Below are 23,006 nucleotides of genomic sequence, written 5' to 3' on the forward strand. Positions count from 1 at the left end.
GACCGAAAGTGCGCCGCGTCACTGAAAATGCGGTCGAAAAGGGACAAAAGTAGGCTGAGCAAAGCGGCTTGGGGTGATCACGGAGGTGCCGCGATGGCCGGACGACCGCTGATCTGTGCGGCGGCGAGCGTGACCCTGTTCCTCTCCCCCGCCCTGGTCACGGCGGCCACGGCGGACGACACCGGCGATCCGGGCGCCCGCGAGCTCGCCCGGGAGGCGCAGGACCACCTGCTCCACACCCGGTCGCTCCACATGACGTGGACGGACCGGGCCGCGGCCGCGAAGAAGGGGGACTTGGCGTCGATGGACCTGTCCCTGGACCGGGACGGCAACTGTGTCGGCATGGTGCGGATGGGCGCGCACGGCGGCAGCATCGAGATCGTCAAGCGGGGCGACGAGGTGTGGCTGAAGGGCGACAGCACGTACTGGAAGGCCGAGCTTCCGGGCAGCGAGGGCACCGCGGCGGCCGAACTCCTCAAGGACCGCTACATCCACGGCACCACGCACGACAGCGCGCTCAAGGAGTGGGAGGACGTCTGCGACCTGGACGCCTTCCAGCGGAAGCTGACACCCGACTCGCAGCACAGGAAGCCGCTGACGCGAGGCGACAGGACCACGGTCCAGGGCATACCGGTGATCCCGCTGAAGGGCGAGGACGACGGCAGGCGGGTCACGCTCTACGTCACCGCCGACTCGCCTCACGTGCTGGTCCAGGGCACCCGGAAGGGCGACGGCACCGACCTGACGATGACGTTCTCGGACTACGGCGAACCCGTGCCGTCCGCCACCCCCTCCGCGAAGGAGTCGGTGGACGTGTCCCGGCTGAGTCCTTTGACTAAAGTCAAAGAATGACCGAGCCAGTGTCGGCGGAGCAGGTCGCGGCCCTCCGCCGTTTCAACCGCTACTTCACGCGCCGCATCGGCGCCCTGGACGATCACTACCTGGGGCAGGACCGTCCCCTCGGAGAGGCCCGGCTGCTGTTCGAGATCGGGGAGGGCGTCTCCCTGCGCGAGCTGAGAAAACGGCTCGGGCTGGACGCCGGCTATCTCAGCCGCATGGCGAAGGCCCTGGAGGGCCAGGGCATGGTCCGGATCGAGACGCCCCCGCACGACAACCGGCTGCGGATGATCGGACTGACAGCGGCCGGCCGCGCCGAGGTCGGCGAGCAGAACCGGCGCGCCGACGCCCTCGCCGCCGGGCTCCTCGACGGGCTCGCCCCGGACCAGCGGGCCGAGCTGACCGACGCGATGGCGACCGCGCAGCGCCTGCTGCGGCTCGCGGCGATCACGGTGCAGGCCGTCGACGGCTCCTCGGCCGTGGCCCGGGCCTGCCTGGAGGCGTACGCGGCCGACATCGACGCCCGCTTCCCGGAGGGCTTCGACAGCGCCGCCCTCGTCCGCCCCGAGGAGGTGACCGGGGACGCCGGCGCCTTCCTGGTCGCGTACGAGGAGGAGCGGCCGGTGGGCTGCGGTGCGCTCAGGCGACTGGAACCGGGGGCGGGCGAGATCCGGCATGTGTGGGTACACGCCGAGGCCCGGCGGCTGGGTCTGGCCCGGCGGCTGCTCGACGGGCTGGAGCGGGAGGCGCGGGCGCGCGGCCTGGACGTCGTACGACTGGACACGCACGTCGTGCTCACCGAGGCACAGGCGCTGTACCGGGCGTGCGGCTACACCGAGATCCCGCGCTACGACGACAACGTGTACGCCGGCCACTGGTTCGAGAAGCGGCTAGTCGCCGCCGGCTGACCGCCGCATCAACTCCCGTACGCAGCCGCGCAGCCAGGCGTGGGCCGGGTCGGCGTCGTGGCGGGGGTGCCAGGCCAGCCCCACCGGGAGCGGCGGGAGGGCGAGCGGTACCTCGAAGGTGACCAGGCCGAGGGCGGCGGCCGGCGGGCACCCCCAGGAGCTGACCAGCCCGACCAGGTCGGTCTCGCGCAGCACGAAGAGCGAGGACGGGAAGGTGCCGACGCTGCCCACCACCCGGCGTTCCAGGCCGAGTTCGGCCAGCGCCTCGTCGACCGGCCCGTGCAGCCTGCCACGACGGGAGACGCCCAGGTGAGCGGCCTCGGTGGCGAACCGCTCGGGCGTCAACTCTCCGGTGAGCAGCGGGTGTCCGGCCCGTACGACACCCAGCATGCGGTCCTCGTACACCGTCTCGACGCGCACCTCGGGCGCGGTCGCGTCGATCACGCCGACCTCCAGATCGGCGGTGCCCTGACGCAGGACCGGGGCGTCCACGTGACTCTCGGACAGGAAGCGCAGGCGGATGCCGGGCGCCTCCTCGGCGGCACGGGCGAACAGGGTGGCGCCGTGCGTGGCGGCGATCGCGTCGTGGCCGATGATCGTGAAGGTGCGGGTGACCGTGCGCAGGTCGGCGTCCCGGCCGGGCCGGAACAGCGCGCGGGCCCGCTCCACCACCGCGCTCACCTCGGCCCGTACGGCCAGTGCGTGCGGCGTCGGCACCATCCGGCGCCCCGCCCGCACGAGAACCGGGTCGCCGAGGGCCTTGCGGATCCGGCCGAGGGTGCGGCTCATCGCCGGTTCGGACAGGTGCAGCCGGCGGGCGGCACCCTGCACGCTCTGCTCCTCCAGCAGCACGTCCAGCGCGAGGAGCAGGTTCAGGTCCAGATCCGTGGATTGCGTCATGCGCAAGTATCCCTTGCAAAGGTTGCACTGGAAAGCAGGCCAGGAGCGACTCTACGGTGGCAGGGCATCCCCCACCCACCGCCCAGCTCCCGGGAGGAGCCGTGCCCACGCACGCCCTGAAACGCCCTGCCCTGCTCGCGCTGTGCGCCTGCGTCCTGGTCGCGCAGAGCATGGTCGCCGCCATCAACCTCCTGATCCCGCAACTCAGTTCGTCCGCGCTACACCCCTCGTACAGCGAGATCCTGTGGACGGTCGACGCGTACGTCATCGTCTTCGCCGGACTCCTCGTCCCGGCCGGCGCGCTCGGCGACCGGTACGGCCGCAAGGGCGCGCTGCTCGTCGGGCTCGGCCTGTTCGCCGTGGGCGCCGCCACCAGCGCGCTGGCGACCGGCCCGGCCGTGCTGATCGCGGGACGGGGCCTGTCCGGCGCGGGAGCGGCCCTGATCACCCCGGCCACCCTGTCGATCCTGATGCAGCTGTCCGCGCCCGAGCACCGGGCCCGCTCCATGGCCGCCTGGACCCTGTCGATCGGTCTGGGCGGCGCGGCGGGCAACCTGGGCGGCGGCCTGGCCGGCCAGTTCCTGTCCTGGCGTGCCCTGTTCGCGGCCATGGTCCCGCTCGCCGCGGTGCTCGCCGCCGCCGTCGCCGTCACCACCCCGCGCACCGCACGCTCCACCGGCAGCAACCCCGACCTTTCCCCAAGCTCTCAACTTCGTTCGAGCGGGGGAGACCCCTATGGCACCCTGCTGCTCACCGCGGGCCTGGTCGCGGACCTGTTCGGCATCATCGAGGGCCCGACCTACGGCTGGGCCTCCGCCCGCATCCTCGGCGCCTTCGCCGCGGGCGCCGCTCTGATCGCCGCGTTCACCCTGCACGCCCTCCGCTCGGCGGCCCCGCTGTTCGACCCGCGCGTCTTCTCCTCCCCCCGCCTGCGCGCCGCCTCCCTCGGTACGGCCACCGGCTTCTTCGGCCTGTTCGCCCTCTTCTTCGTCAACTCGCAGTACCTGCAGGACGTGAAGGGCTTCGGGGCCGCCCTCACCGGCGTCGCGATCCTGCCGCTGCCCGTCGGGATGGCCGTCGCCCAGAGGCTGGCCGCCCGCTGGGCGGGCCACCCCCGCGCGCTCATCGGCACCGGCCTCGCCCTCATCGGTCTGGGCCTGCTCGGCGTCTCCACGGCCGACGCGCACACCCCGTACTGGGCATACGCCGGCTGGCTCCTGGTCGTCTCGGCCGGCACCGGCCTGTCCATGCCCGCCCTGACCCTCGGCGTCGTCACCTCACTCCCCGCCCACCAGGCGGGCCTCGGCTCGGGTCTGGGCACCACCGCCCGCGAGACCGGCGCCGCCCTCGGCGTCGCCGTCACCGGAACCGTCCTGTCCGCCCACCCCGACCTCGCCCACGGCATGGGCCCTGCCCTGCGCACGGTAGCCCTGGTGGTCCTGGCGGCAACGGCCCTGGTGACCACGGCCTACGGCACCCGCCCCGCCTCCGACCCGGCTCCGAAGACCCCCACGGACCGCGAGCAGGCACTGCCCCACCACTCTTGAGCGCCCCTGCACGAAAGGCTCAGACCGCTACCCCATCGCCAAGAAGGAACCGCGGGCCGCCCTGACCGAGCCACACGCCCCACCCACCCCGCAGTCGCCGACGGCGCTTCCACCCCACAGGGGCCACCCGCACTCGACGACGAAAGTTGTACGGGTGGTGCGGGTGGGAACCCGGACCCGGCCGAAGGCCGGGTGTCCCACAACGCACCCACACCACCCAGCCCAACCCCCTACGGGCAAGACAGCCCCGTCGGGCAGAACGAACCCAGCGCCGTCGTCAGCGGAGCGCGCACGCGGGCGTCGGACAGGCGTTCCGGGCCGCTGGAGCGGATCGCGTACAGCGTGCCGTCGGCCGTGCGGAAGCGGTGGTCGACGACGCGGCGGGCGCCCTTGTCCGGGTCGTCGTAGCGGTACGACAGCTCGGCCCAGGAGTCTCCGGAGCTGCGGGTGAGGGCCTGGTAGCCGGGCTCGCGGGAGTAGCCGTAGCCCGGGTCGTTCTCGGCGAGGTCCAGGGACTCGGTCACGGTGGACTCGGCCAGCTCGAAGATCTGCAACTGGCGGCCGTCGGACGGGGAGTCGTAGAACACCACGGTCGCCTTCTCCCCCTGCTTCTGCCGCCGGGTCCAACCCTCGGGGACGGCGAGGGTGTAGCCGACGGGGTCGTGGACGAGGCGGTAGCCGACGGGGAGTTGCCGCGCTGCGGGCGGCGGCGTCGAGGCCGCTGTCCGGGGCGTCGTGGAAGGCGAGGCAGAGGCAGAGGCGGAGACGGTGACGCCGGCGGCCGGAGCGGAGGCCGACGGGGTGCCCCCACCGGAGCGGTCCCGCCCGAGGTACCAGACCCCGAAGCCCGAACCGGCCCCGACCAGCGCCATGGCGACGACCAGGGCGACCAGCCGGCCGCCGTGGACACGGCGCGGCGCGGGCACGTACGCCGACGAAGGGAAGGGACCGTCGGTGCGGGCGGGGGCGGCGGTCCAGGGCGGCGGCGGAGGCGGCGGCACCGGAGCCGTGCCGGTCTCCGCGGACGCCCAGGGCGGAGGTGACGGGAGCGCGGCCGACTGGGTCTGGGCCGAAGCCCACGGCGGCGGGGCCGACGGCTCGTCGGCGGTCCAGGCCGCCCGGCCTCTCTCCTCGCCGGGTCCGCGCTCGGCCCCGGGCCCGTGCTCCGGACCGGAACCCTCCGCGCCGTAACCCTCCGGGCCGTTCCATCCGCTCCAGCCGCTCATCACGAACCCCCCGAATCGCCCTTCCCTGCCCTGCTTTTGACAGTAACGGCGAAAACGGGCGCGGGCCCCGCTCCGGACGAAACCGGAACAGGGCCCGCACAGGCTCGCGGCGAATCCGCCGGAGGCAGCCTCAGATGAGGCCCAGGGAGCGGACCGCGTCGCGCTCCTCCGCGAGCTCCTGGACGGAGGCGTCGATGCGGGCGCGGGAGAAGTCGTTGATCTCCAGGCCCTGGACGATCTCGTACGTGCCGTCCTTGGTGGTGACCGGGAAGGAGGAGATCAGGCCCTCCGGGACGCCGTAGGAGCCGTCCGACGGGATGCCCATGGAGGTCCAGTTGCCCTCGGCGGTGCCGTTGACCCACGTGTACACGTGGTCGATGGCGGCGTTGGCGGCGGAGGCGGCGGAGGACGCGCCACGGGCCTCGATGATCGCGGCACCGCGCTTGGCGACGGTCGGGATGAAGTCCTCGGCCAGCCACTTCTCGTCGCTGACGACCTCGGCGGCGTTCTTGCCGGCGACCGTGGCGTGGAAGATGTCCGGGTACTGGGTGGCGGAGTGGTTGCCCCAGATGGTCAGGCGCTTGATGTCGGCGACCGTCGAGCCCGTCTTCTTCGCGAGCTGGGTCAGCGCGCGGTTGTGGTCCAGGCGGGTCATCGCGGTGAAGCGCTCGGCCGGGACGTCCGGCGCGGCGGCCTGCGCGATGAGCGCGTTGGTGTTGGCCGGGTTGCCGACGACGAGGACCTTGATGTCGTCCGCGGCGTGGTCGTTGATGGCCTTGCCCTGCGGCTTGAAGATGCCGCCGTTGGCCTCCAGCAGGTCACCGCGCTCCATGCCCTTGGTACGGGGGCGGGCGCCGACCAGGAGGGCTACGTTGGCGCCGTCGAAGGCGACGTTCGGGTCGTCCGTGATGTCGATGCCCTGCAGGAGCGGGAACGCGCAGTCGTCCAGCTCCATGGCCGTGCCCTCGGCGGCCTTGAGCGCCGGGGTGATCTCCAGCAGGCGCAGCTTGACCGGCACGTCCGCGCCGAGGAGCTGGCCGGAGGCGATGCGGAAGAGCAGGGCGTAACCGATCTGGCCGGCCGCGCCGGTGACGGTGACGTTCACGGGAGTGCGGGTCATGGCGTTCTCCGTATGACAGCTGGCGGTGGGGCGTCACTGCCCCGGCGGATGATCGATCTCTTGGCGTCAAGAGAATCCAGCGGTCAGGCTATCGCGCATCCGGCATGCGAGACGTCCGGGGCCGTGTGGCCCAGCCCACAAGGCGGACTCGTGATTCAGGAAGGGGCGGCCGCCCGTCCGGGAGAGGGGGAAGGGCGGCCGCCTTGGGGGGTACCGGCTGACCGGACTCCCGTGGGGGTAACGTTCGCGTGCCCAGGATCCGGCGGCCCATGCGTGCGTCCCCGGAATTCCACCCGAATTGGTTCGCCCCGCTCTTCCGGGGACCGCCGGACGGGCCCTCGCGTCCCGTCCGGCGGTCCCTCGCGTCCTACTTCGTGCATCCCTTCCGCCCGGAGGCGAGGGTCGCGCAGGCCTTGGCCTCGGCCGCGTCCTTCACGGCGACCATCGGTGTGTAGGCGATGGCGTCGCCGACGGCGGTGATGTCACCCGTCTGGCGGAGCTTGCCCGCGGAGACCTGGACCTGGTCGCCCTGGGTGGCGCCGGTGATCCGTCCCCAGGCGGCGCCACAGGTCTTGCTGTAGCGGACCTCCAGGGTGGTGGTGCCGACGGTGGCGGTCTTGGCGGTGGTCACCAGGTCGCCGCTGCAACCCATCGCCTCCGCGTCCTTGCCGTTGCAGGCGGCGCCGCTGCACTTGACCCCGGAGGGCAGGCTGGGGTTCCTACTGGCCGTCGGGGACGGCGACTTGGCGGCACCCTCGTGCTTGGCGCCGTTGCCCGGGTTGGTGAAGAAGTAGACGGCCGCGACGACGACGAGGACACCGACGACGCCCGCGAGGAACATCGTCAGGCGCCCCTTGCGCCCGGCCCCCTTGCCGGGGGCGCCGCCACCGGGCCGCGCCCCCTGCGGCTGCCCGTCGTACGGGTTCGGGGTGCCCGGGGTCCAGCCCGGGCCGTCCGGCGAGGGGGCGGGACGCGCACCGGAACCGGCATCAGCCGCGGCACCAGGCCGGCGGCTCGCCTTCGACGGACCCTCATAGCCCGCCATTCCCCAGGAGTTGACCTCGGGGTCCGCACCGCGGTCCGCGTTCTCCCGTCCGTCGGCGTCCGACGCCGTCGGCTGCGGCGGGATCGTCGGTGAGACGCCCGCCGGGCCCGCGACGCCCGGGGTCACGGTGGTGCCTGGGGTCCCGGTGGTGCCCGGGGTCACGGTGGTGCCGGTGCCTCTGCCGGCCGTCCTGGTGCCGCTCGCGCCCTCGGCCTCGGCCGCCCCGAACTCCCCGAGCGCGGCGCGTGCCTGGGCGATACGAATCTGCTCCATGGTCCGGTCGTGCCGCATCTCCGCGCGGCTCCAGGCGCGTTCGGCCAGCTCCCACATGGTGGTCAGATGGACCGGGTTGGTGCCGGTGACCTCGGCGAGCGCGACGACCGCACCCTTGGGCGCGAGCAGCCGGCCGCCCAGGTAACGCTCCCAGGACGTCTTGCTGTAGCCGGTCCGGTCGGCCAGCGCCGCGATGCTCAGACCGCTCCGGTCCACGAGGCGCCGCACCTGGCTGGTGAACTCCTTGATCTGCGGATCCAGCTCGTCCGGCAAGGCTTTCCATCGAGGCATTGCTTCCCCCCTCATTCCCCCCGGTTGGTGCTGATGGTTCCCCGCGCCGTTCCCCGCACGTGACCCTCGCGCCGGTCCGGTCCCCCCGGCGCGGCCCCCTCTGACTACCCACAGGGATGCGCTGACTAAGGATCCCAGTTCCCGGAGTGGGGGCGCACAGGAGCACCGCTCCCGCCGGTTGTGCACCGTCGCACGCCGACCGCCCCACAGTCCACCGGACCGTCCCGATTGGGCACCTTGGACACGTTAGCCCGGTTCGACGGGACCCTCGTGACGTGTCTCCGAACTGTCAACACATCGACACGGCGGGCACACATGTGGCAGTGCGCGGACACCGTAGCGGAACGGTCACTTCCGTGCCACAGCGCACGGACAGCCGTTGAACAGGCAGTTCATGAGGGGAAGGCTGGATCCCGACGGCGGCTCGTCCTTGCTCGGGGGAGGGGACGGGCCGCCGTTCCGCCCGCGCCCCCGGGGGGAGGCGCGGGCCTTCGGCCGTACCGGCGCCGCTACTTGACCGTGAAGTGCAGGATGTCCTTCAGGAACGAGAGCTTCAGCAGCGGGTCCGGCTGGATCATCAACGCCAGCAGGATGATCACCAGACCCAGGACACCGTAGGTGGCGACGTCCGTGAAGCGGGAGCGCACGGCGAGCATGCCGACGTCCGGCAGCAGCCAGCGCAGCACCGCACCGCCCAGCAGCGCGACGCCGATGAGCAGCGTCCCCGGGCGGAGCGCGTCCAACGTGATCACCAGCAGACCGATCGCCACCAGGCAGATGACGGCGAGCAACGGCCACTGCCGGGCGGGCGCCGGAGCGTTGCCGGGCGCGGCCCGGCCGCCGCCCTCCGGGCGCGCGGTGTCCCTGGTGAACCGAGGGAAGCGACGCGTGGTCCGCTTCGGGTCCCCGCCGGCGTCGGAGCCGACCGGCCCGGTGCTGGAGTGGGTGTCCTCAGCCGGCACTGCGCTCCGCCGCCTCGACCACGTTGACCAGCAGCAGCGCCCGGGTCATCGGGCCCACGCCGCCCGGGTTCGGGGAGATCCAGGCGGCCACCTCGGCCACGTCCGGGTGGACGTCGCCGACGATCTTGCCTTCGGCGTTGCGGGAGACGCCGACGTCCAGGACGGCCGCGCCCGGCTTGACGTCCTCGGCGCGGATCAGGTGCGGGAAACCGGCCGCGGCGATGATGATGTCGGCCCGCTTGAGGTGGGCGGACAGGTCACGGGTGCCGGTGTGGCACTGGGTCACGGTGGCGTTCTCGCTGCGCCGGGTGAGCAGCAGCGGCATCGGGCGGCCGATGGTCACGCCCCGGCCGACCACCACGACCTCGGCGCCCTTGATCTCGACGCCGTGGCGGCGCAGCAGGGTCAGGATGCCGTTGGGGGTGCAGGGCAGCGGCGCCGGCTCGTTCAGGACGAGACGGCCGAGGTTCGTCGGGTGCAGGCCGTCCGCGTCCTTGGCCGGGTCCATCATCTCCAGGATGCGGTTCTCGTCGATGCCCTTGGGCAGCGGGAGTTGGACGATGTAGCCGGTGCAGGCCGGGTCCTCGTTCAGCTCCCGGACGACCGCCTCGATCTCCTCCTGGGTGGCCGTGGCGGGCAGCTCGCGCTGGATGGAGGCGAGGCCGACCTGGGCGCAGTCGCGGTGCTTGCCGGCGACGTACTTCTGGCTGCCGGGGTCGTCCCCGACCAGGATCGTGCCGAGGCCGGGCGTGACGCCCTTCTCCTTCAGCGCCGCCACGCGGGCGGTCAGATCGGACTTGATCGCGGCTGCGGTGGCCTTGCCATCGAGAATCTGGGCGGTCATGACACCATCCTCGCGGATGACCCGGTCCCGGTTCCAATCCGGGGCTGCCTGGGCCGGTTCCCCGCGTCCCCCGCTTGATCGATGATGTTGCACTTGCACAACACCTTGCGAATCCGGCTGGACAACAATCGGCCTTTCCTACAACCATGAGCGGCGCAGTATCGCGGTCCGGTTAGGGGGCAAGCCGCTCAGATCCTGACGTTCCTCCGTTCCTTCCGCGTCGTCCCCGCAGTGTCAACGGAGGAAATCCGCCATGAGTTTCGGCTCGCCCAACAACCCGTACGGTCAGCCGCAGGATCCGCAGCAGGGCTACGGCTACCAGCAGCAGCCCGGCTACCCGCAGGCCCCGCAGGGCGTCCCGCCGCAGCAGGGCTACGGCTACCCGCAGGCGCCCCAGGGCGGATACCCGGGCTACCCGCAGCAGGCCGGCTACGGCATGCAGCCGACGTACGCGAACTGGGGACAGCGCTTCCTGGCCCGGCTGCTCGACAGCCTGCTGTACGCGGTGCCCTACGGCATCGCGGTCGCGGGTGCCAAGAACGCCCCGATCCTCGCCATCATCGGTTTCCTCGCCCTGATCGGCCTGTTCGTCTGGCAGATCATCATGGAGGGCAAGACCGGCCAGACGGTCGGCAAGAAGGCGCTGGGCATCCGCACGCTCAAGGAGGAGACCGGGCAGCCGCTCGGCGGTGGCATGGCGTTCGTGCGCCAGCTGGCCCACATCCTGGACGGCCTGCCCTGCTACCTCGGCTACCTGTGGCCGGCCTGGGACGCCAAGCGTCAGACGTTCGCCGACAAGGTCTGCGGCTCGATCGTCATCCGCTCCAACTGAGCTGAGCGCCATCCGCTCGAACTGAGCTGAGCGCCTGAACGGAAAGCGGCCTCCGGCCCCCTGCGAAGGGAGCCGGAGGCCGCTCTGCGTGGCCCTGCGGGATCAGTGGAAGAAGTGGCGCGTGCCCGTGAAGTACATGGTGACGCCCGCCTTCTTCGCGGCCTCCACGACCAGCTCGTCACGGACCGAACCGCCCGGCTGGACCACGGCCTTGACGCCCGCCGCGGTCAGGACCTCCAGGCCGTCCGGGAACGGGAAGAACGCGTCCGAAGCGGCGTACGAGCCCTGGGCGCGCTCGGCACCGGCCCGCTCGACCGCCAGCTTCGCGGAGTCGACCCGGTTCACCTGGCCCATGCCCACGCCGACCGAGGCGCCGTCCTTGGCGAGCAGGATCGCGTTGGACTTCACCGCGCGGCAGGCCCGCCAGGCGAAGGCCAGCTCGGCCAGTTCGTCGGCGGAGAGGGCTTCGCCGGTCGCCAGCGTCCAGGTGGCCGGGTCGTCGCCCTCGGCCTGGAGCCGGTCGGTCTCCTGCAGCAGCACGCCGCCGTCGATCGGCTTGACCTCGACGGGGTTGGCCGGGCCGTTCGGGGCCTTCAGGACCCGGATGTTCTTCTTCTTGGTGAGGGCCTCCAGGGCCCCGTCCTCGTAGTCGGGCGCGACGATGACCTCGGTGAAGATCTCCGCGACCTGCTCGGCCATCTCCTTGCTGACCGGGCGGTTCACGGCGATGACGCCGCCGAACGCGGACAGCGGGTCACAGGCGTGCGCCTTGCGGTGCGCCTCGGCGACGTCGGCGCCGACCGCGATGCCGCAGGGGTTGGCGTGCTTGATGATCGCGACGCACGGCTCGTCGTGGTCGTACGCGGCACGGCGGGCGGCGTCCGTGTCCGTGTAGTTGTTGTACGACATCTCCTTGCCGTGCAGCTGCTCGGCCTGGGCCAGACCGGCGCCGGCGGCGTCGGCGTACAGGGCGGCGGGCTGGTGCGGGTTCTCGCCGTAGCGCAGGGTGTTCTCGCGCTCCCAGGTGGCACCCAGGAAGTCGGGGAACGGGGAGTCGTCGACGGGCGCGTACGCGGACGCGAACCAGGAGGCCACGGCCACGTCGTAGGCGGCCGTGTGCTGGAAGGCCTCGGCGGCCAGCCGCTTGCGGGTGGCGAGGTCGAAGCCGCCGGCCGCGACGGCGGCGAGGACGTCGGCGTACCGCTCCGGGCTGGTGACCACGGCGACGGAGGGGTGGTTCTTGGCGGCGGCACGGACCATCGACGGGCCGCCGATGTCGATCTGCTCCACGCACTCGTCGGGCGAGGCGCCGGAGGCGACGGTCTCCCGGAACGGGTAGAGGTTCACGACGACCAGGTCGAACGGCTCGACGCCCAGCTCGGCGAGCTGCTCGCGGTGGCTGTCCAGACGCAGGTCGGCGAGGATGCCCGCGTGCACCCTGGGGTGCAGGGTCTTGACCCGGCCGTCCAGGCACTCGGGGAAGCCGGTCAGCTCCTCGACCTTGGTCACGGGAACACCGGCGCCGGCGATACGGCCGGCCGTGGACCCGGTGGAGACGAGCTCGACACCTGCCTCGTGCAGCCCGCGCGCGAGGTCTTCGAGCCCGGTCTTGTCGTAGACGCTGACGAGCGCCCGGCGAATGGGCCGCTTGGTGCTCTCGGCGGTGGCGGTCACTGGATAACTACCTTTCGTCCCTCAATGCGATAGCCGTTGCGGGCGAGCCGCCCCACGACCTCGACGAGCAGCCTTCGCTCGACTTCCTTGATGCGCTCGTGCAGCGCGCTCTCGTCGTCCTCGTCCCGGACCTCGACCACGCCCTGCGCGATGATCGGCCCGGTGTCGACGCCGTCGTCGACGAAGTGGACGGTGCAGCCGGTGACCCTGACGCCGTACGCGAGCGCGTCCCGCGCGCCGTGGGCCCCGGGAAAACTGGGCAGCAGGGCGGGGTGCGTGTTGACGAACCGCCCGCCGAACCGCGCGAGGAATTCCTTCCCGACGATCTTCATGAACCCGGCGGAGACCACGAGGTCGGGTTCGTGCGCGGCCACGGCCTCGGCCAGGGCGGCGTCCCACTCCTCGCGCGTCCCGAAGTCCTTCACCCGGCACACGAAGGTCGGCAGTCCGGCCCGCTCGGCGCGGGCGAGCCCCTCGATGCCGGTGCGGTCGGCCCCGACGGCGACGATCCGCGCGCCGTACGACTCGGCTCCGGTGCGCTCGATCTCGTCCAGGAGCGCCTGCAGGTTGGTGCCGGATCCGGAGACCAGCACGACGAGGCGCTTGACCGCTTGGCCAGCGGGGGTGGCGGCCACGGTGGGGCCCTTTCTCGGGGAAGCGTTGTGTCCGGCCGGCGTTTGTACAGTCGTACGAATGCTTCGCACCCCCGGATACGGGGAAGTCTACGAAGCGGCCGACCGCCAGCAACGATACCGGCACTCCGGAAGGCCCCCTCGGGACGGGGGCGTGGCCGGAAGGTAGCGTTCGGAAGGAATCACGAAGGAGCAGCCTCGGGAACGCGGTCGTCGTGCGGTGCGTTTCACGGGGTGGAAGCTCACGTCGGACCGCCGTATTCGCCTAGGGGAAGACGCTCTTTTGATGCCCGATCGCAGCCTGCGACTCCTCACGTTCCCCCCGCGCCCGGCCCAGGGAGGCGAGCGGGGCGCCGTGCTGCTGCGGGAGCGGCCGGCCTCGCCGCCCCAGGCGCCCCAGGGCGGGCGGGACGGCGACGGGCGCGGCGGCGAGCAGCAGGACGACAACCCGTTCGCGCCGCCGCCGGAGGGCACCCCCGACAAGCCGTGGCAGCCGCGCCACCCCGAGGGCTCCTCGGGCTCCGGGGGCGACTCCCGCTGGGGCACCCAGTGGAGCGACCGCCAGCCCGGCCGCTCCCCCGGCGGCTTCGGCGAACGTCCCGGCCGCGGCCCCGAGGGCCCGGGCGGCCCGACCGGCCCCGGCATGCGCTGGGACCCGACGGACCCGGCCCAGCGCCGCGCGCGCTACGCACTCCTGTCCGGCATGTGGGCCGTCTTCTTCGCCCTCTTCAGCTGGACCTACGTCGCCCTGCTGCTGGGCGCGCTGGCCCTCTACTGGGGCATCAGCGCCCTGCGCGCCAAGCCCCGCCCCTCCGACCCGAGCGCCCCGGCGCCCGCCCCGGGCCCCCGCCCGCAGACCACGGCGGCGATCGGCGGCCTGGTCACGGCCTCCCTGGCCCTCGCCCTGGTGGCCACGACCTTCACGGTGCAGCTGGTGTACCGCGACTACTACACCTGCGTCGGCGACGCCCTCACCCACGAGGCCAAGCAGTCCTGCGAGCAGTTGCTGCCCAAGGAGCTGCGGGGCGTACTCGGGGTCGGGAACGACTAGGACCTGCGGGTTCGGCGGGCGCCTTCCGAGCCAGGGCTCAGCGCGTGGCTTTCCGGCGGGTGGCTGTCCCGGTCGGGGGCTCAGCGGGCGGATTCCGAGTCAGGGGGTTCGGCGGGCTGGTGATCGGCGTCCGTGAGGGGCGAGGACTCCGGTACGGGTGAAGGGGCGACCGGCGGGAGCGAGGGCTCCGGTGCGGGTGCGTGGTCAACCCGCGCGGACGACGGATCCAGTGCGGGCGAGCGGTCGACCCGCGCCGACCACGGCTCCGGTACGGGCGAGTGGTCAACCCGCGCGGACGACGGATCCAGCGCGGGCGAGCGGTCGACCCGCGCCGACCACGGCTCCGGCACGGGCGAGTGGTCAACCCGCGCGGACGACGGATCCGGCACGGGTGCGTGGTCGACCAGCGGCGGCAAGGGCTCCGGCACGGGTGCGTGGGCGGCTGCCGGGGGCGACGGTTCTCGCAGGGGTGGCCAGCTGGGTGCGGCGGGCTGGTCGGCGGGTGAGCCGGGCGAGCCCAAGGGTGTCGACGCCGCTCGCAGGGCTGCCCAGCGGGTGGCTCGGGCCACGTCGTCGTGCCAGGCCGAGGGGAACGGGTCGGCGGCGGGCAGGACGTCGTACCTCTCGTCCTCGTCGGACAGGGTGAGGGGGGACGGGGGGTCCTGCTGGTGGGCCTGGGTCTTCAATGCCTTCCCCGCCTTGGTCGTCTTCCCGCTCGTTTCCTTCGCCTGCTCCGTCGCGGCGGCCTTTGGAGAACCCTTCGCGGACTCCTCGGCCACCCCCTTCGCGGACTCCTCGGCCACCCCCTTCGCCGCCTCCTTCGCGGCCTCCTCGGCCATCGTCTTCGCCTCCTCCCGCGTCGCCTTGTTCGCCGCCCTCTCCCCCGTGTCCGCCGGCCGCTTGCTCCCCGGCTCCGTCCCCTGCGCCGGAACCCTGCCCCGCCTCCGCCGCCCCCACAGCCGCCACGCCCGTACCGTCAGCGCCACCGGCATCCCCGTCACCGTGAGCCAGAGCGCCGCCGCTCCCCCGCTCTGCCACCACAGCGGGCCGAAACGGGCCAGTGCGGCCACGCCCAGGGGGCCGCCGGCCAGTGCGGCGAGAAGGGCGAGGATCGCCCCGCAGAGGAGCGATGCGAGCATGAGCACCCCGACGGTCCGCCCGGCCGGCCAGGGCGCCCGTGGCTCCTCCTGCGCCTCCCGGTGCACGCCCCCCGCGGCCCCGCGCCCCACGAACCAGGCGACCGTCACCCCGGCCGCCACCGGCACCACTCCCGCCGTCCAGTTCAGCGGCGTTCCGGCGCCCGCGTCCGGTACCGCCGCGAGCAGCGGGAACGGGGGCAGCAGCGGGGCAGGGTTCGAGGCGAGGGGGTGCACCAGGTGCCCGGTGCCGAGGGCGAAGCCGGGGCCGAGGGCGTAGGACGCCGACCACACCGCCGCGTTGGGGATCAGCGCGATGCCGAGCAGCAGGACCGCGAACCGGCCGGTCCAGCCTTCGGTCAGCTGCAGGAAGGACGCCCGGGCGGCCGCGCCGTGCAGGACCAGCGAGACGCCGAGCAGCAGCGACCCGCCCCCGAAGAGCACCGTCGTCCCGGCCAGGGCCGCCCGTACGGCCGTACCCAGCCGCGCCCGGACCTCCGACCCGAACAGCAGCCGCCGCACCGACCCCGGCAGCTTCAGCAGCACACCGAGCACGGGCTCGCGCGGGCGGCCGTGCGCCGACCACACCCCGGCCCCCGCCGCGCTCGCCGCGACGAGCGGCAGACATACCGTCACCCAGCCCCACACGGGACGGAGTTCGCTGCCCGAGCAGTACAGCGCGGCCGCGACGCCGACACCGAGGTAGCCGAGGACCACCCCCGTCCACGCCGTGTGCGCCGGGACCGGTGGCGGGGCATCGGGTTCGGCGGACGCATCCGTCGCGTCCCGCGCCGCCCGGTACAGCAGCCACACCGGCAGGGCGAACAGCAGCAGCGGGGTCACGCCGACCGGCTGGGGCACGCCGGAGAGCGTGTCGGTGCGGACCAGTTCGACACCGTGTCCCAGCAGCCACAGCGCGGCGGCGATGTGCAGCGCGCCGGCCGGCCCGCTGTCGGGGTACGGCGAGCTGATCCACAGCCCCAGGACGAGCACGGCGAGCGAGCCGAGCCCGAGCCCGGCGGCGACGGCACCGCCCAGCAGGCTCGCGCCCAGCCCGGGCGAGCGGTCGCGCATCCGGTGCAGCAGCAGCGACAACGACGGTCGGCGAGCGGTCATCAGCGTCACGACCGCCATGCTCCCAACGACACGCGCTTTCCCGTCGTAACAGCCGAACCCCCGATGTGTCGCCCAATATATGTTTATGTACTTTTTCGTACGAAGGGGTGAGGTACTGTGACGGAGATCCCCACCGGCTCGCTGCCACCACCGCAGGAACGCCGACAGCTGCGCGAGTCCCGCTCGCTGACGCAGGCTCAGGTCGCCACGCAGGTGGGCGTCAGCCGGGCCACGGTCCGCTCGTGGGAGAGAGGGCGCAGCGTCCCGAGCGGCCAGGAGGGCGAGGCGTACGCCCGCCTGCTGACCGGAGACGCCCTGACTCCCGCTCAGACCTTCGACGCGCTCTACGCGTTCTGCACCCCCGCTCTCGTACGCCAGGCGTACCTGCTCACCGGGCGCCGGGAGCTGGCCCGGGAGGCCGTGGAGCGGGCCTTCCAACTCGCCTGGCAGCGCTGGCCGGAGGTGGCCCAGGACCGGGACCCGGGCGGCTGGGTCCGGGCGATGGCCTACGAGTACGCCCTCTCCCCCTGGCACTCCTTCCGCCCGCGCTACCGGTCCCCCGAACCCCCGCCCGCCGACCCGGCCGACCGGGAGCTGCTGCACGCGCTGCTGAAGCTCCCGCCGTCGTACCGGCGCACGCTCATCCTGTACGACGGTGTCGGCCTCGACCTGCCGGAGACGGCGGCGGAGACGGAGGCGAGCACCCCCGCCGCGGCCGGCCGGCTGACCCGCGCCCGGGCGGCCGTGGCCGAGCACGTCCCGGAACTGGCCGACCCCGCCGCACTGCACCGACGGCTGCTGGAACTGGCCTCCAGGGAGCATCTGCGCGCCGCCAGGCCGCCCACGGTGCGGACGGTCGGCGAACGCCGGAACGTGTTCTGGACACGGGCGGCCATCGCCTTCACGGTCGCGATCATCGGCTCGACGGCCCTGACCCTGCGCACGGCGCCCACCCACTACGAGGCACCGATCGCCCCGGCCCAGGCGGTACAGGGGGTTCCGCCGCCGCCGGCCATGGGTCCGCTGTCACGGGAGGAACAGGCCCTGCGCGCGAAGCTGTACCGAACGGAGTCCGACGGCCCGGAGCGGCTCGCGCCAGCGGCACGTTGAGCCGCGCGGCTGCACCCGGCGCGGCGAGCGAAAACGCCGGCAGGCCCGCCCCGGCGAACGGGGACGGGCCTACCGGCGTGCAGTCAGGAAGCTCAGGCGCTCAGGATCTCCCGGGCCAGCTTCGCCGTCTCGGTCGGGGTCTTGCCGACCTTGACACCCGCGGCCTCGAGGGCCTCCTTCTTCGCCTGGGCGGTGCCGGACGAACCGGAGACGATGGCGCCGGCGTGGCCCATGGTCTTGCCCTCGGGCGCGGTGAAGCCCGCGACGTAGCCGACGACCGGCTTGGTCACGTTCTCCTTGATGAACGCGGCCGCGCGCTCCTCGGCGTCGCCACCGATCTCACCGATCATGACGATCAGGTCGGTGTCGGGGTCGTCCTGGAACGCGGCCAGGGCGTCGATGTGCGTGGTGCCGATGATCGGGTCGCCACCGATGCCGACGGCCGTCGAGAAGCCGATGTCACGCAGCTCGTACATCATCTGGTACGTCAGCGTGCCGGACTTCGAGACCAGGCCGATGCGGCCCGGCTTCGTGATGTCGCCCGGGATGATGCCGACGTTCGACTGGCCCGGGGTGATGATGCCGGGGCAGTTCGGGCCGATGATGCGGGTCTTGTTGCCCTTCTTGCCGGCGTACGCCCAGAAGGAGGCCGTGTCGTGCACGGCGATGCCCTCGGTGATCACGACGGCCAGCGGGATCTCGGCGTCGATGGCCTCGACGACCGCGTCCTTGGTGAACTTCTCCGGCACGAAGATGACGGAGACGTTGGCGCCGGTCTTCTCGATGGCCTCGGCGACCGTGCCGAACACGGGTACCTCGGTGCCGTCGAAGTCCACGGTCTGACCCGCCTTGCGCGGGTTCACGCCGCCGACGACGTGGGTGCCGTCACCCAGCATGAGCTTGGTGTGCTTCATGCCCGTGGCGCCGGTCATGCCCTGGACGATGACCTTGCTGTCCTTGTTGAGCCAGATAGCCATGGTGGTGTGAGTCCTCGTCCTTGTGCTTACTTGGCGGCGGCCAGCTCGGCGGCCTTGTCGGCCGCGCCGTCCATGGTGTCGACGCGCTGCACCAGCGGGTGGTTGGCGTCGGTGAGGATCTTGCGGCCCAGCTCGGCGTTGTTGCCGTCGAGGCGGACGACGAGCGGCTTCTCGACCTTCTCGCCGCGGTCCTCCAGGAGCTTCAGGGCCTGGACGATGCCGTTGGCGACCTCGTCACACGCGGTGATGCCACCGAAGACGTTGACGAACACGGACTTGACGTCCGGGTCGCCCAGGATGATCTCCAGGCCGTTCGCCATGACCTGGGCGGAGGCGCCACCGCCGATGTCCAGGAAGTTGGCGGGCTTGACGCCACCGTGGTTCTCACCGGCGTAGGCGACGACATCCAGGGTGCTCATGACGAGACCCGCGCCGTTGCCGATGATGCCGACCTCGCCGTCGAGCTTGACGTAGTTGAGGCCCTTCGCCTTGGCGGCGGCCTCGAGCGGGTTGGCCGCGTCCTTGTCGTGCAGTGCCTCGTACTCGGGGTGGCGGAACTCGGCGTTCTCGTCGAGCGACACCTTGCCGTCGAGGGCGATGACCTCGCCGGAGGCGACCTTCGCGAGCGGGTTGACCTCGACCAGGAGGGCGTCCGACTTGATGAAGGTGTCCCACAGCGTGACGAGGACGTTCGCCACCTTGTCGGCGACCTCGGCCGGGAACTTGGCGGCCGCGACGATCTCGCGGGCCTTGGCCTCGTCCACACCGTCGATCGGGTCGATCGGCGTCTTGGCGACGGCCTCCGGACGGGTGGCCGCCACCTCCTCGATCTCCATGCCGCCCTCGACGGAGGCGATGGAGAGGAAGGTGCGGTTGGCACGGTCGAGGAGGAAGGAGACGTAGTACTCCTCGACGATCTCCGGAGCGGTCTCGGCGATCATGACCTTGTGGACCGTGTGGCCCTTGATGTCCATGCCGAGAATGTCCGTCGCCCGGGCGACGGCCTCGTCCGCGGAGGCGGCCAGCTTGACGCCACCGGCCTTGCCGCGACCACCGACCTTCACCTGCGCCTTGACGACAGACTTGCCGCCCAGCCGCTCGGTGATCTCGCGCGCCGCCTCAGGCGTGTCGATGACTTCACCGGCCAGCACCGGTACATCGTGCTTGGCGAAGAGGTCCCTCGCCTGGTACTCGAACAGGTCCACGCGCTTCCGTCCCTATCAGTGATCTCGCGGTTCGTTGGATGCGTGGGCGTGCCGCGAAGGGCAACGTGACGTCCGCTGTCACTAGGGAAGCGCACACGGTGTCCGAGCGCGCGGCATGTCCGTCTCGCAGGTTATCGCCGCTTGCGTGGGCTCCCTAAATCGAGGGTCACACCTGAGCGGTGATACCTGTCACACGATGCCGGATTTGCTGACACGGCGTGCCGCGATCGAGGGCGATCGGGGGGATGTGCGAGGCCTCACCGGGCTGGGGTTGACCCGGTGAGGCCTCTGGACGGGCCCCGAAAGGCCCGGGGCGGTTGATCCCCACCCCAATGGGGACCACCCGCCCCGTACCGCTGGGGTACGGCCGGACGGGCCGTCGGCGTTCGGCCGTCCGGGTTCCCGGCCCCCCGCGGAGCTTGCGTGGGCGCTCAGCCCTACTGCACGCCGTGGCCGTACGCCAGACCCTGGACGTAACCCGGGGTGACGGAGTGGGCGACGCCCTCGGCCCCGGCGACGGCGTGTCCGGCCAGCGGACCACCGGTGACCTGAGCGGTCCCGGTGAGGTCCTGCGCGAACGGTCCGACCTGCCAGGTGAGGGGCGCGGTCTCGCCGACGACACCGCCCACGTAGGGGCCGGCCTCGCCCGCCACGTCGTACGCCAGCCCGCTCGCGCTGCCGCCGACACCGTCCACGACCGGCGACACGGTCCCGGTGACCGTGTCTACGACCGGCTGCACGGCACCGGTGACTCCCGCCGCGAACGGCGGCACCTGTCCGGTCACTCCCTGCGCGAAGGCACCGGTCTGGCCGGTGACCCCGTGGGCGAGCGGCGGTACGGCGCCCACGACACCGCCGGCGAAGGGGTGCACGTCGCCCACCACGCCGTACGCGAGCGTCCCCGCGTCCGCCACGGCCTGCCCGGCGACCGGCACGACCCCGTGCACGGCGGTCCCGGCGACGGGCGGCAGCACGGCGTCCACGGCGTCGTGGGCCACCTGGCCGACCAGCCCGGTGGCGTACGGCGGCACGTCCGCGCGGACCCCGCCGGCGAGGGGCAGCGCGTCGGCGAGGGCACCGGTGGCGACGCCGTGCACGTCGGCGACGGCACCCGTACCGAGCCCGTGCACCTCGCCCACGGCGCCGGTGGCGACGCCGTGGACGCCTGCCACGGTGCCCGTGCCGACCCCGTGCACGTCGGCGACGGCACCCGTACCGAGCCCGTCCACGCCGTACACGGCGTCCGCCGCGAGTCCGTGCACCTGGGTCACGGCATCCATGGCGGTGCGGTACACGCCCCCGACCGTGCTCGTGGCGGTGCCCTGCGCGCTCGTCACCGCGCCCGAGGCGGTGCCCTGCACGCCCGCGACCGCGTACCCGGCGGTGGGCAGGACGCCCGACACCGTGCCGGTGGCGGTCCCCTGGACGCCGGTCACCGCGCCGGAGGCGGTGCCGTGGACGCCGGCGACCGCGTGCCCCGCGGTCGGCAGGACGCCCGCCACCGCCTCGTCGGCGACCGGCAGCACCCCGGCCACGGCGGCGGAGGCCACCGGCGGGACGGCTGCGGCGGTCGTCTCGTCCACGACGGGTGCGACGGTGCCCGGCACCGCCCGCACCGTGCCGAGGACCCGCTGCTCGACACCGGCGACCGTGCCGGTGACGTGCGCGGGCACGGCGGCGACGGAGGCCTCTGCGGCGCCGGTCACCCGTGCCGCCTCACCGTCCGCGAGGGCGGCCGCACCGGCGGTACGGCCCTGCGCCCCGGCCACGGTCTGCTGTGCCGTCGTCCGTACGGTGCCCCCGACCCCCGCGGCCCGCAGGCGCGCGGCCGCCTGGGTGGCCTGCAGCTTGGTCTGGGCGGCCGCCAGGGCCTCCTCCACCTCGGGGGCGAAGGAGGCGAGGGGGCCGAAGAGGTAGTCGATCCCGTCCTGCGGGGTGGGAGCGGAGGGCGTGGCCGGCGCGGCGGGCACGGACAGGTGGGTGGCCGTGTGGGTCGCCGCGGCGGCCTCGGTGGTGGCCCGGGCGCCCGCCGCCTGCACGTGCGCCTCGGTCGGCGCCTGGGCGGCGCGGGCTGCCCGGGCGCCCTGGATGGCCTGGCCGCCCCTGATCTTCGCGGCGGTCGGGACCTTCGCGTCGACGTAGCGGCGGGCCTGGTCGGCGGCGCCGGTGACGGTGCGGGTCGGCTGCTGCGCCTTGGCGGCGGCGCCGGAGACGGCCGCGGTGGCCGTGCCGGTCACGCCGGAGACGGTGTCGTGGACGTCGGTGAGGACGCCGTCGACGGTGTCGGCGAGGGTGCCGGTGGTGCTCTCGGTGTCGGGTACGGAGACCGCAGGGGTGGACAGCTCGTCGGCGCTGGCCACGGCCGAGCCGAGGGCCCAGGCACCGGTGACTCCGGCGGCTATCACGATCGAGCGGCGGATGTTCTTGTTCATGCGTGCGTCAAGTCCTTCGGAAACGGCTAGGGGGTTCCGTCCGGAGGGGCGCCGGGGAGGCCGGCGGGTCCGGCGGAGTGGGCAGACCTGTTCCGCCCCCGCGCGACAGGTCCGTGGCGGGGAGGTCGGCCCTTGGCCTAGCCGGGGAAGACCGGGATGTCCCGGTGCCGTTCCCGGGTCCCGGGCGTGTCGACGCGCGCGGTGGTGCCGGGCAGGAGCCGCAGGGGCGCCCGGCCGTCGAGGGCGACGGCGTACGCGTCACCGTGGCGGGGTGCGGTGCCGTCGGCCGCCTGCTTGCCGAGCACGCCGTCCGGGTCTCCGGTGGGCGCGGGCTGGGCGGGGGCGTCGAGGGCCGCGGCGGTGCGGTGCACGGGGGTGTGCGCCGGGGCCTTGGGGACTTGCGCCGGGAGCGCGAAGTCCGGTCCGTACGTGGTGGCCTGCGGCGGTGCGGAGACGACGCCACGGGCTTCGGAGCGGGCTCGGTCGCCCTTGTCCGCCGCCGGTGCCGCGCTGTCGTGCCGGTCCGCCCCGGCTTCCGGGGTGACCGGCGCGGGCAGCGCGTGCACGGGCGGCGCGGAGACCTCCGGGACCTCCGGAAGCTTCGGCAGCGGCACGGAGGGCGTGGCGGGCAGTGCGGGCGCCTGGGCCCGCGTCTCGTCGAGGGCTCGGGAGGCCGTCTGCACGACCTTCCGTACGGGGGTGACGACCCGTTCGGTGACGGTTCGTACCGCGTTCTCGTGCCCGGTCACCTGGACCACCGGAGTCGCCGGCGTCCGTTCGGCCGCCTGGGCCTGTTCGCCGCAGAGGAACCCGAGCAGGAACAACCCGCCGACCAGCAGTGTCAGTTGCAGCGCACGCCGCCCGGCCGCCGTACGCAACACGCGCACA

The 23,006-nt window shown here is 73.0% G+C and carries 19 protein-coding genes; 6 read left to right on the top strand and 13 right to left on the bottom strand.

Going from position 1 to position 23,006, the window contains the following annotated elements; genetic code table 11:
- Positions 1–93: 93 nt before the first annotated feature.
- Positions 94–852, top strand: coding sequence for a hypothetical protein (locus tag ACIRVH_RS30690; RefSeq protein WP_403959824.1), 759 nt, complete (start codon positions 94–96; stop codon positions 850–852).
- Entirely contained in the window at positions 849–1,745 is an 897-nt protein-coding gene (locus ACIRVH_RS30695) for a GNAT family N-acetyltransferase (protein ID WP_403959827.1), read from the top strand. The genes ACIRVH_RS30690 and ACIRVH_RS30695 overlap by 4 nt, the downstream gene beginning before the upstream one ends.
- Here the strand turns inward: ACIRVH_RS30695 and ACIRVH_RS30700 are convergent.
- Positions 1,728–2,645 carry a LysR family transcriptional regulator gene (locus tag ACIRVH_RS30700; protein WP_403959831.1) on the bottom strand — a complete coding sequence of 306 codons (918 nt, stop codon included), beginning with the start codon at positions 2,643–2,645 and terminating at the stop codon, positions 1,728–1,730. The genes ACIRVH_RS30695 and ACIRVH_RS30700 overlap by 18 nt on opposite strands.
- A 101-nt stretch (positions 2,646–2,746) precedes the next feature.
- Between ACIRVH_RS30700 and ACIRVH_RS30705 the strand changes: the two genes are divergently transcribed.
- Positions 2,747–4,192, top strand: a complete 1,446-nt coding sequence (locus tag ACIRVH_RS30705; protein WP_403959834.1) for an MFS transporter — start codon at positions 2,747–2,749, stop codon at positions 4,190–4,192.
- 230 nt (positions 4,193–4,422) lie between these two features.
- On the opposite strand, the gene ACIRVH_RS30710 is transcribed toward ACIRVH_RS30705, so the two are convergent.
- The 5 genes from ACIRVH_RS30710 to ACIRVH_RS30730 all read right to left on the bottom strand — a co-directional run bounded on the left by ACIRVH_RS30710 (position 4,423) and on the right by ACIRVH_RS30730 (position 9,953).
- On the bottom strand, positions 4,423–5,418 hold the full coding sequence (locus ACIRVH_RS30710; protein ID WP_403959837.1) for a hypothetical protein: 996 nt from the start codon (positions 5,416–5,418) through the stop codon (positions 4,423–4,425).
- Positions 5,419–5,548: 130 nt separating this feature from the next.
- Complete coding sequence (locus tag ACIRVH_RS30715) at positions 5,549–6,538, bottom strand: malate dehydrogenase (protein WP_403959840.1); 990 nt, start codon at positions 6,536–6,538, stop codon at positions 5,549–5,551.
- A 367-nt stretch (positions 6,539–6,905) separates the two neighbouring features.
- Positions 6,906–8,147 (bottom strand): DUF2690 domain-containing protein, encoded by a 1,242-nt coding sequence (locus ACIRVH_RS30720; protein ID WP_403959843.1) that lies wholly within the window; start codon positions 8,145–8,147, stop codon positions 6,906–6,908.
- A gap of 509 nt (positions 8,148–8,656) precedes the next feature.
- Complete coding sequence (locus ACIRVH_RS30725) at positions 8,657–9,109, bottom strand: DUF3017 domain-containing protein (RefSeq protein WP_403959845.1); 453 nt, start codon at positions 9,107–9,109, stop codon at positions 8,657–8,659.
- Positions 9,099–9,953, bottom strand: coding sequence for a bifunctional methylenetetrahydrofolate dehydrogenase/methenyltetrahydrofolate cyclohydrolase (locus ACIRVH_RS30730; protein ID WP_403959848.1), 855 nt, complete (start codon positions 9,951–9,953; stop codon positions 9,099–9,101). Before ACIRVH_RS30730 ends, ACIRVH_RS30725 begins: the two co-directional genes overlap by 11 nt.
- 253 nt (positions 9,954–10,206) lie before the next feature.
- Here ACIRVH_RS30730 and ACIRVH_RS30735 point away from each other — a divergent pair, with 253 nt between their 5' ends.
- Positions 10,207–10,785, top strand: coding sequence for an RDD family protein (locus ACIRVH_RS30735; protein WP_403959851.1), 579 nt, complete (start codon positions 10,207–10,209; stop codon positions 10,783–10,785).
- A gap of 102 nt (positions 10,786–10,887) precedes the next feature.
- Here the strand turns inward: ACIRVH_RS30735 and purH are convergent, their stop codons facing one another.
- Both purH and purN read right to left on the bottom strand, forming a co-directional pair.
- Positions 10,888–12,459, bottom strand: coding sequence for a bifunctional phosphoribosylaminoimidazolecarboxamide formyltransferase/IMP cyclohydrolase (purH, locus tag ACIRVH_RS30740; RefSeq protein ID WP_403959854.1), 1,572 nt, complete (start codon positions 12,457–12,459; stop codon positions 10,888–10,890).
- Positions 12,456–13,094, bottom strand: a complete 639-nt coding sequence (gene purN / locus ACIRVH_RS30745; RefSeq protein ID WP_403959857.1) for a phosphoribosylglycinamide formyltransferase — start codon at positions 13,092–13,094, stop codon at positions 12,456–12,458. Before purN ends, purH begins: the two co-directional genes overlap by 4 nt.
- Before the next feature lie 283 nt (positions 13,095–13,377).
- Here purN and ACIRVH_RS30750 point away from each other — a divergent pair, with 283 nt between their 5' ends.
- On the top strand, positions 13,378–14,142 hold the full coding sequence (locus ACIRVH_RS30750; protein ID WP_403959860.1) for a hypothetical protein: 765 nt from the start codon (positions 13,378–13,380) through the stop codon (positions 14,140–14,142).
- 80 nt (positions 14,143–14,222) lie between these two features.
- On the opposite strand, the gene ACIRVH_RS30755 is transcribed toward ACIRVH_RS30750, so the two are convergent.
- Complete coding sequence (locus tag ACIRVH_RS30755) at positions 14,223–16,412, bottom strand: DUF6350 family protein (RefSeq protein WP_403959863.1); 2,190 nt, start codon at positions 16,410–16,412, stop codon at positions 14,223–14,225.
- Positions 16,413–16,511: 99 nt separating this feature from the next.
- Between ACIRVH_RS30755 and ACIRVH_RS30760 the strand changes: the two genes are divergently transcribed.
- On the top strand, positions 16,512–17,504 hold the full coding sequence (locus ACIRVH_RS30760) for a sigma factor-like helix-turn-helix DNA-binding protein (RefSeq protein ID WP_403959866.1): 993 nt from the start codon (positions 16,512–16,514) through the stop codon (positions 17,502–17,504).
- 92 nt (positions 17,505–17,596) lie between these two features.
- Here ACIRVH_RS30760 and sucD read toward each other — a convergent pair whose 3' ends face one another.
- The 4 genes from sucD to ACIRVH_RS30780 form a co-directional block, all read right to left on the bottom strand.
- Entirely contained in the window at positions 17,597–18,481 is an 885-nt protein-coding gene (gene sucD, locus ACIRVH_RS30765) for a succinate--CoA ligase subunit alpha (protein ID WP_403959869.1), read from the bottom strand.
- A 26-nt stretch (positions 18,482–18,507) separates the two neighbouring features.
- Positions 18,508–19,686 carry an ADP-forming succinate--CoA ligase subunit beta gene (sucC, locus tag ACIRVH_RS30770; protein ID WP_403959872.1) on the bottom strand — a complete coding sequence of 393 codons (1,179 nt, stop codon included), beginning with the start codon at positions 19,684–19,686 and terminating at the stop codon, positions 18,508–18,510.
- A 437-nt stretch (positions 19,687–20,123) separates the two neighbouring features.
- Entirely contained in the window at positions 20,124–22,118 is a 1,995-nt protein-coding gene (locus ACIRVH_RS30775; protein ID WP_403959875.1) for a hypothetical protein, read from the bottom strand.
- A 137-nt stretch (positions 22,119–22,255) separates the two neighbouring features.
- Entirely contained in the window at positions 22,256–22,999 is a 744-nt protein-coding gene (locus tag ACIRVH_RS30780; RefSeq protein ID WP_403959878.1) for a hypothetical protein, read from the bottom strand.
- Positions 23,000–23,006 lie beyond the last annotated feature (7 nt).

The organism is Streptomyces sp. NPDC101165, from assembly GCF_044768135.1.
In the GTDB taxonomy this organism is placed as follows: domain Bacteria; phylum Actinomycetota; class Actinomycetes; order Streptomycetales; family Streptomycetaceae; genus Streptomyces.

Coding starts and splice junctions, on each gene's coding strand:
- ACIRVH_RS30690 (WP_403959824.1), top strand. CDS start 94: ATGGCCGGACGACCGCTGATCTGTGCGGCGGCGAGCGTGACCCTGTTC.
- ACIRVH_RS30695 (WP_403959827.1), top strand. CDS start 849: ATGACCGAGCCAGTGTCGGCGGAGCAGGTCGCGGCCCTCCGCCGTTTC.
- ACIRVH_RS30700 (WP_403959831.1), bottom strand. CDS start 2,645: ATGACGCAATCCACGGATCTGGACCTGAACCTGCTCCTCGCGCTGGAC.
- ACIRVH_RS30710 (WP_403959837.1), bottom strand. CDS start 5,418: ATGAGCGGCTGGAGCGGATGGAACGGCCCGGAGGGTTACGGCGCGGAG.
- ACIRVH_RS30715 (WP_403959840.1), bottom strand. CDS start 6,538: ATGACCCGCACTCCCGTGAACGTCACCGTCACCGGCGCGGCCGGCCAG.
- ACIRVH_RS30720 (WP_403959843.1), bottom strand. CDS start 8,147: ATGCCTCGATGGAAAGCCTTGCCGGACGAGCTGGATCCGCAGATCAAG.
- ACIRVH_RS30730 (WP_403959848.1), bottom strand. CDS start 9,953: ATGACCGCCCAGATTCTCGATGGCAAGGCCACCGCAGCCGCGATCAAG.
- ACIRVH_RS30735 (WP_403959851.1), top strand. CDS start 10,207: ATGAGTTTCGGCTCGCCCAACAACCCGTACGGTCAGCCGCAGGATCCG.
- ACIRVH_RS30750 (WP_403959860.1), top strand. CDS start 13,378: ATGCCCGATCGCAGCCTGCGACTCCTCACGTTCCCCCCGCGCCCGGCC.
- ACIRVH_RS30755 (WP_403959863.1), bottom strand. CDS start 16,412: ATGGCGGTCGTGACGCTGATGACCGCTCGCCGACCGTCGTTGTCGCTG.
- sucD (WP_403959869.1), bottom strand. CDS start 18,481: ATGGCTATCTGGCTCAACAAGGACAGCAAGGTCATCGTCCAGGGCATG.
- ACIRVH_RS30775 (WP_403959875.1), bottom strand. CDS start 22,118: ATGAACAAGAACATCCGCCGCTCGATCGTGATAGCCGCCGGAGTCACC.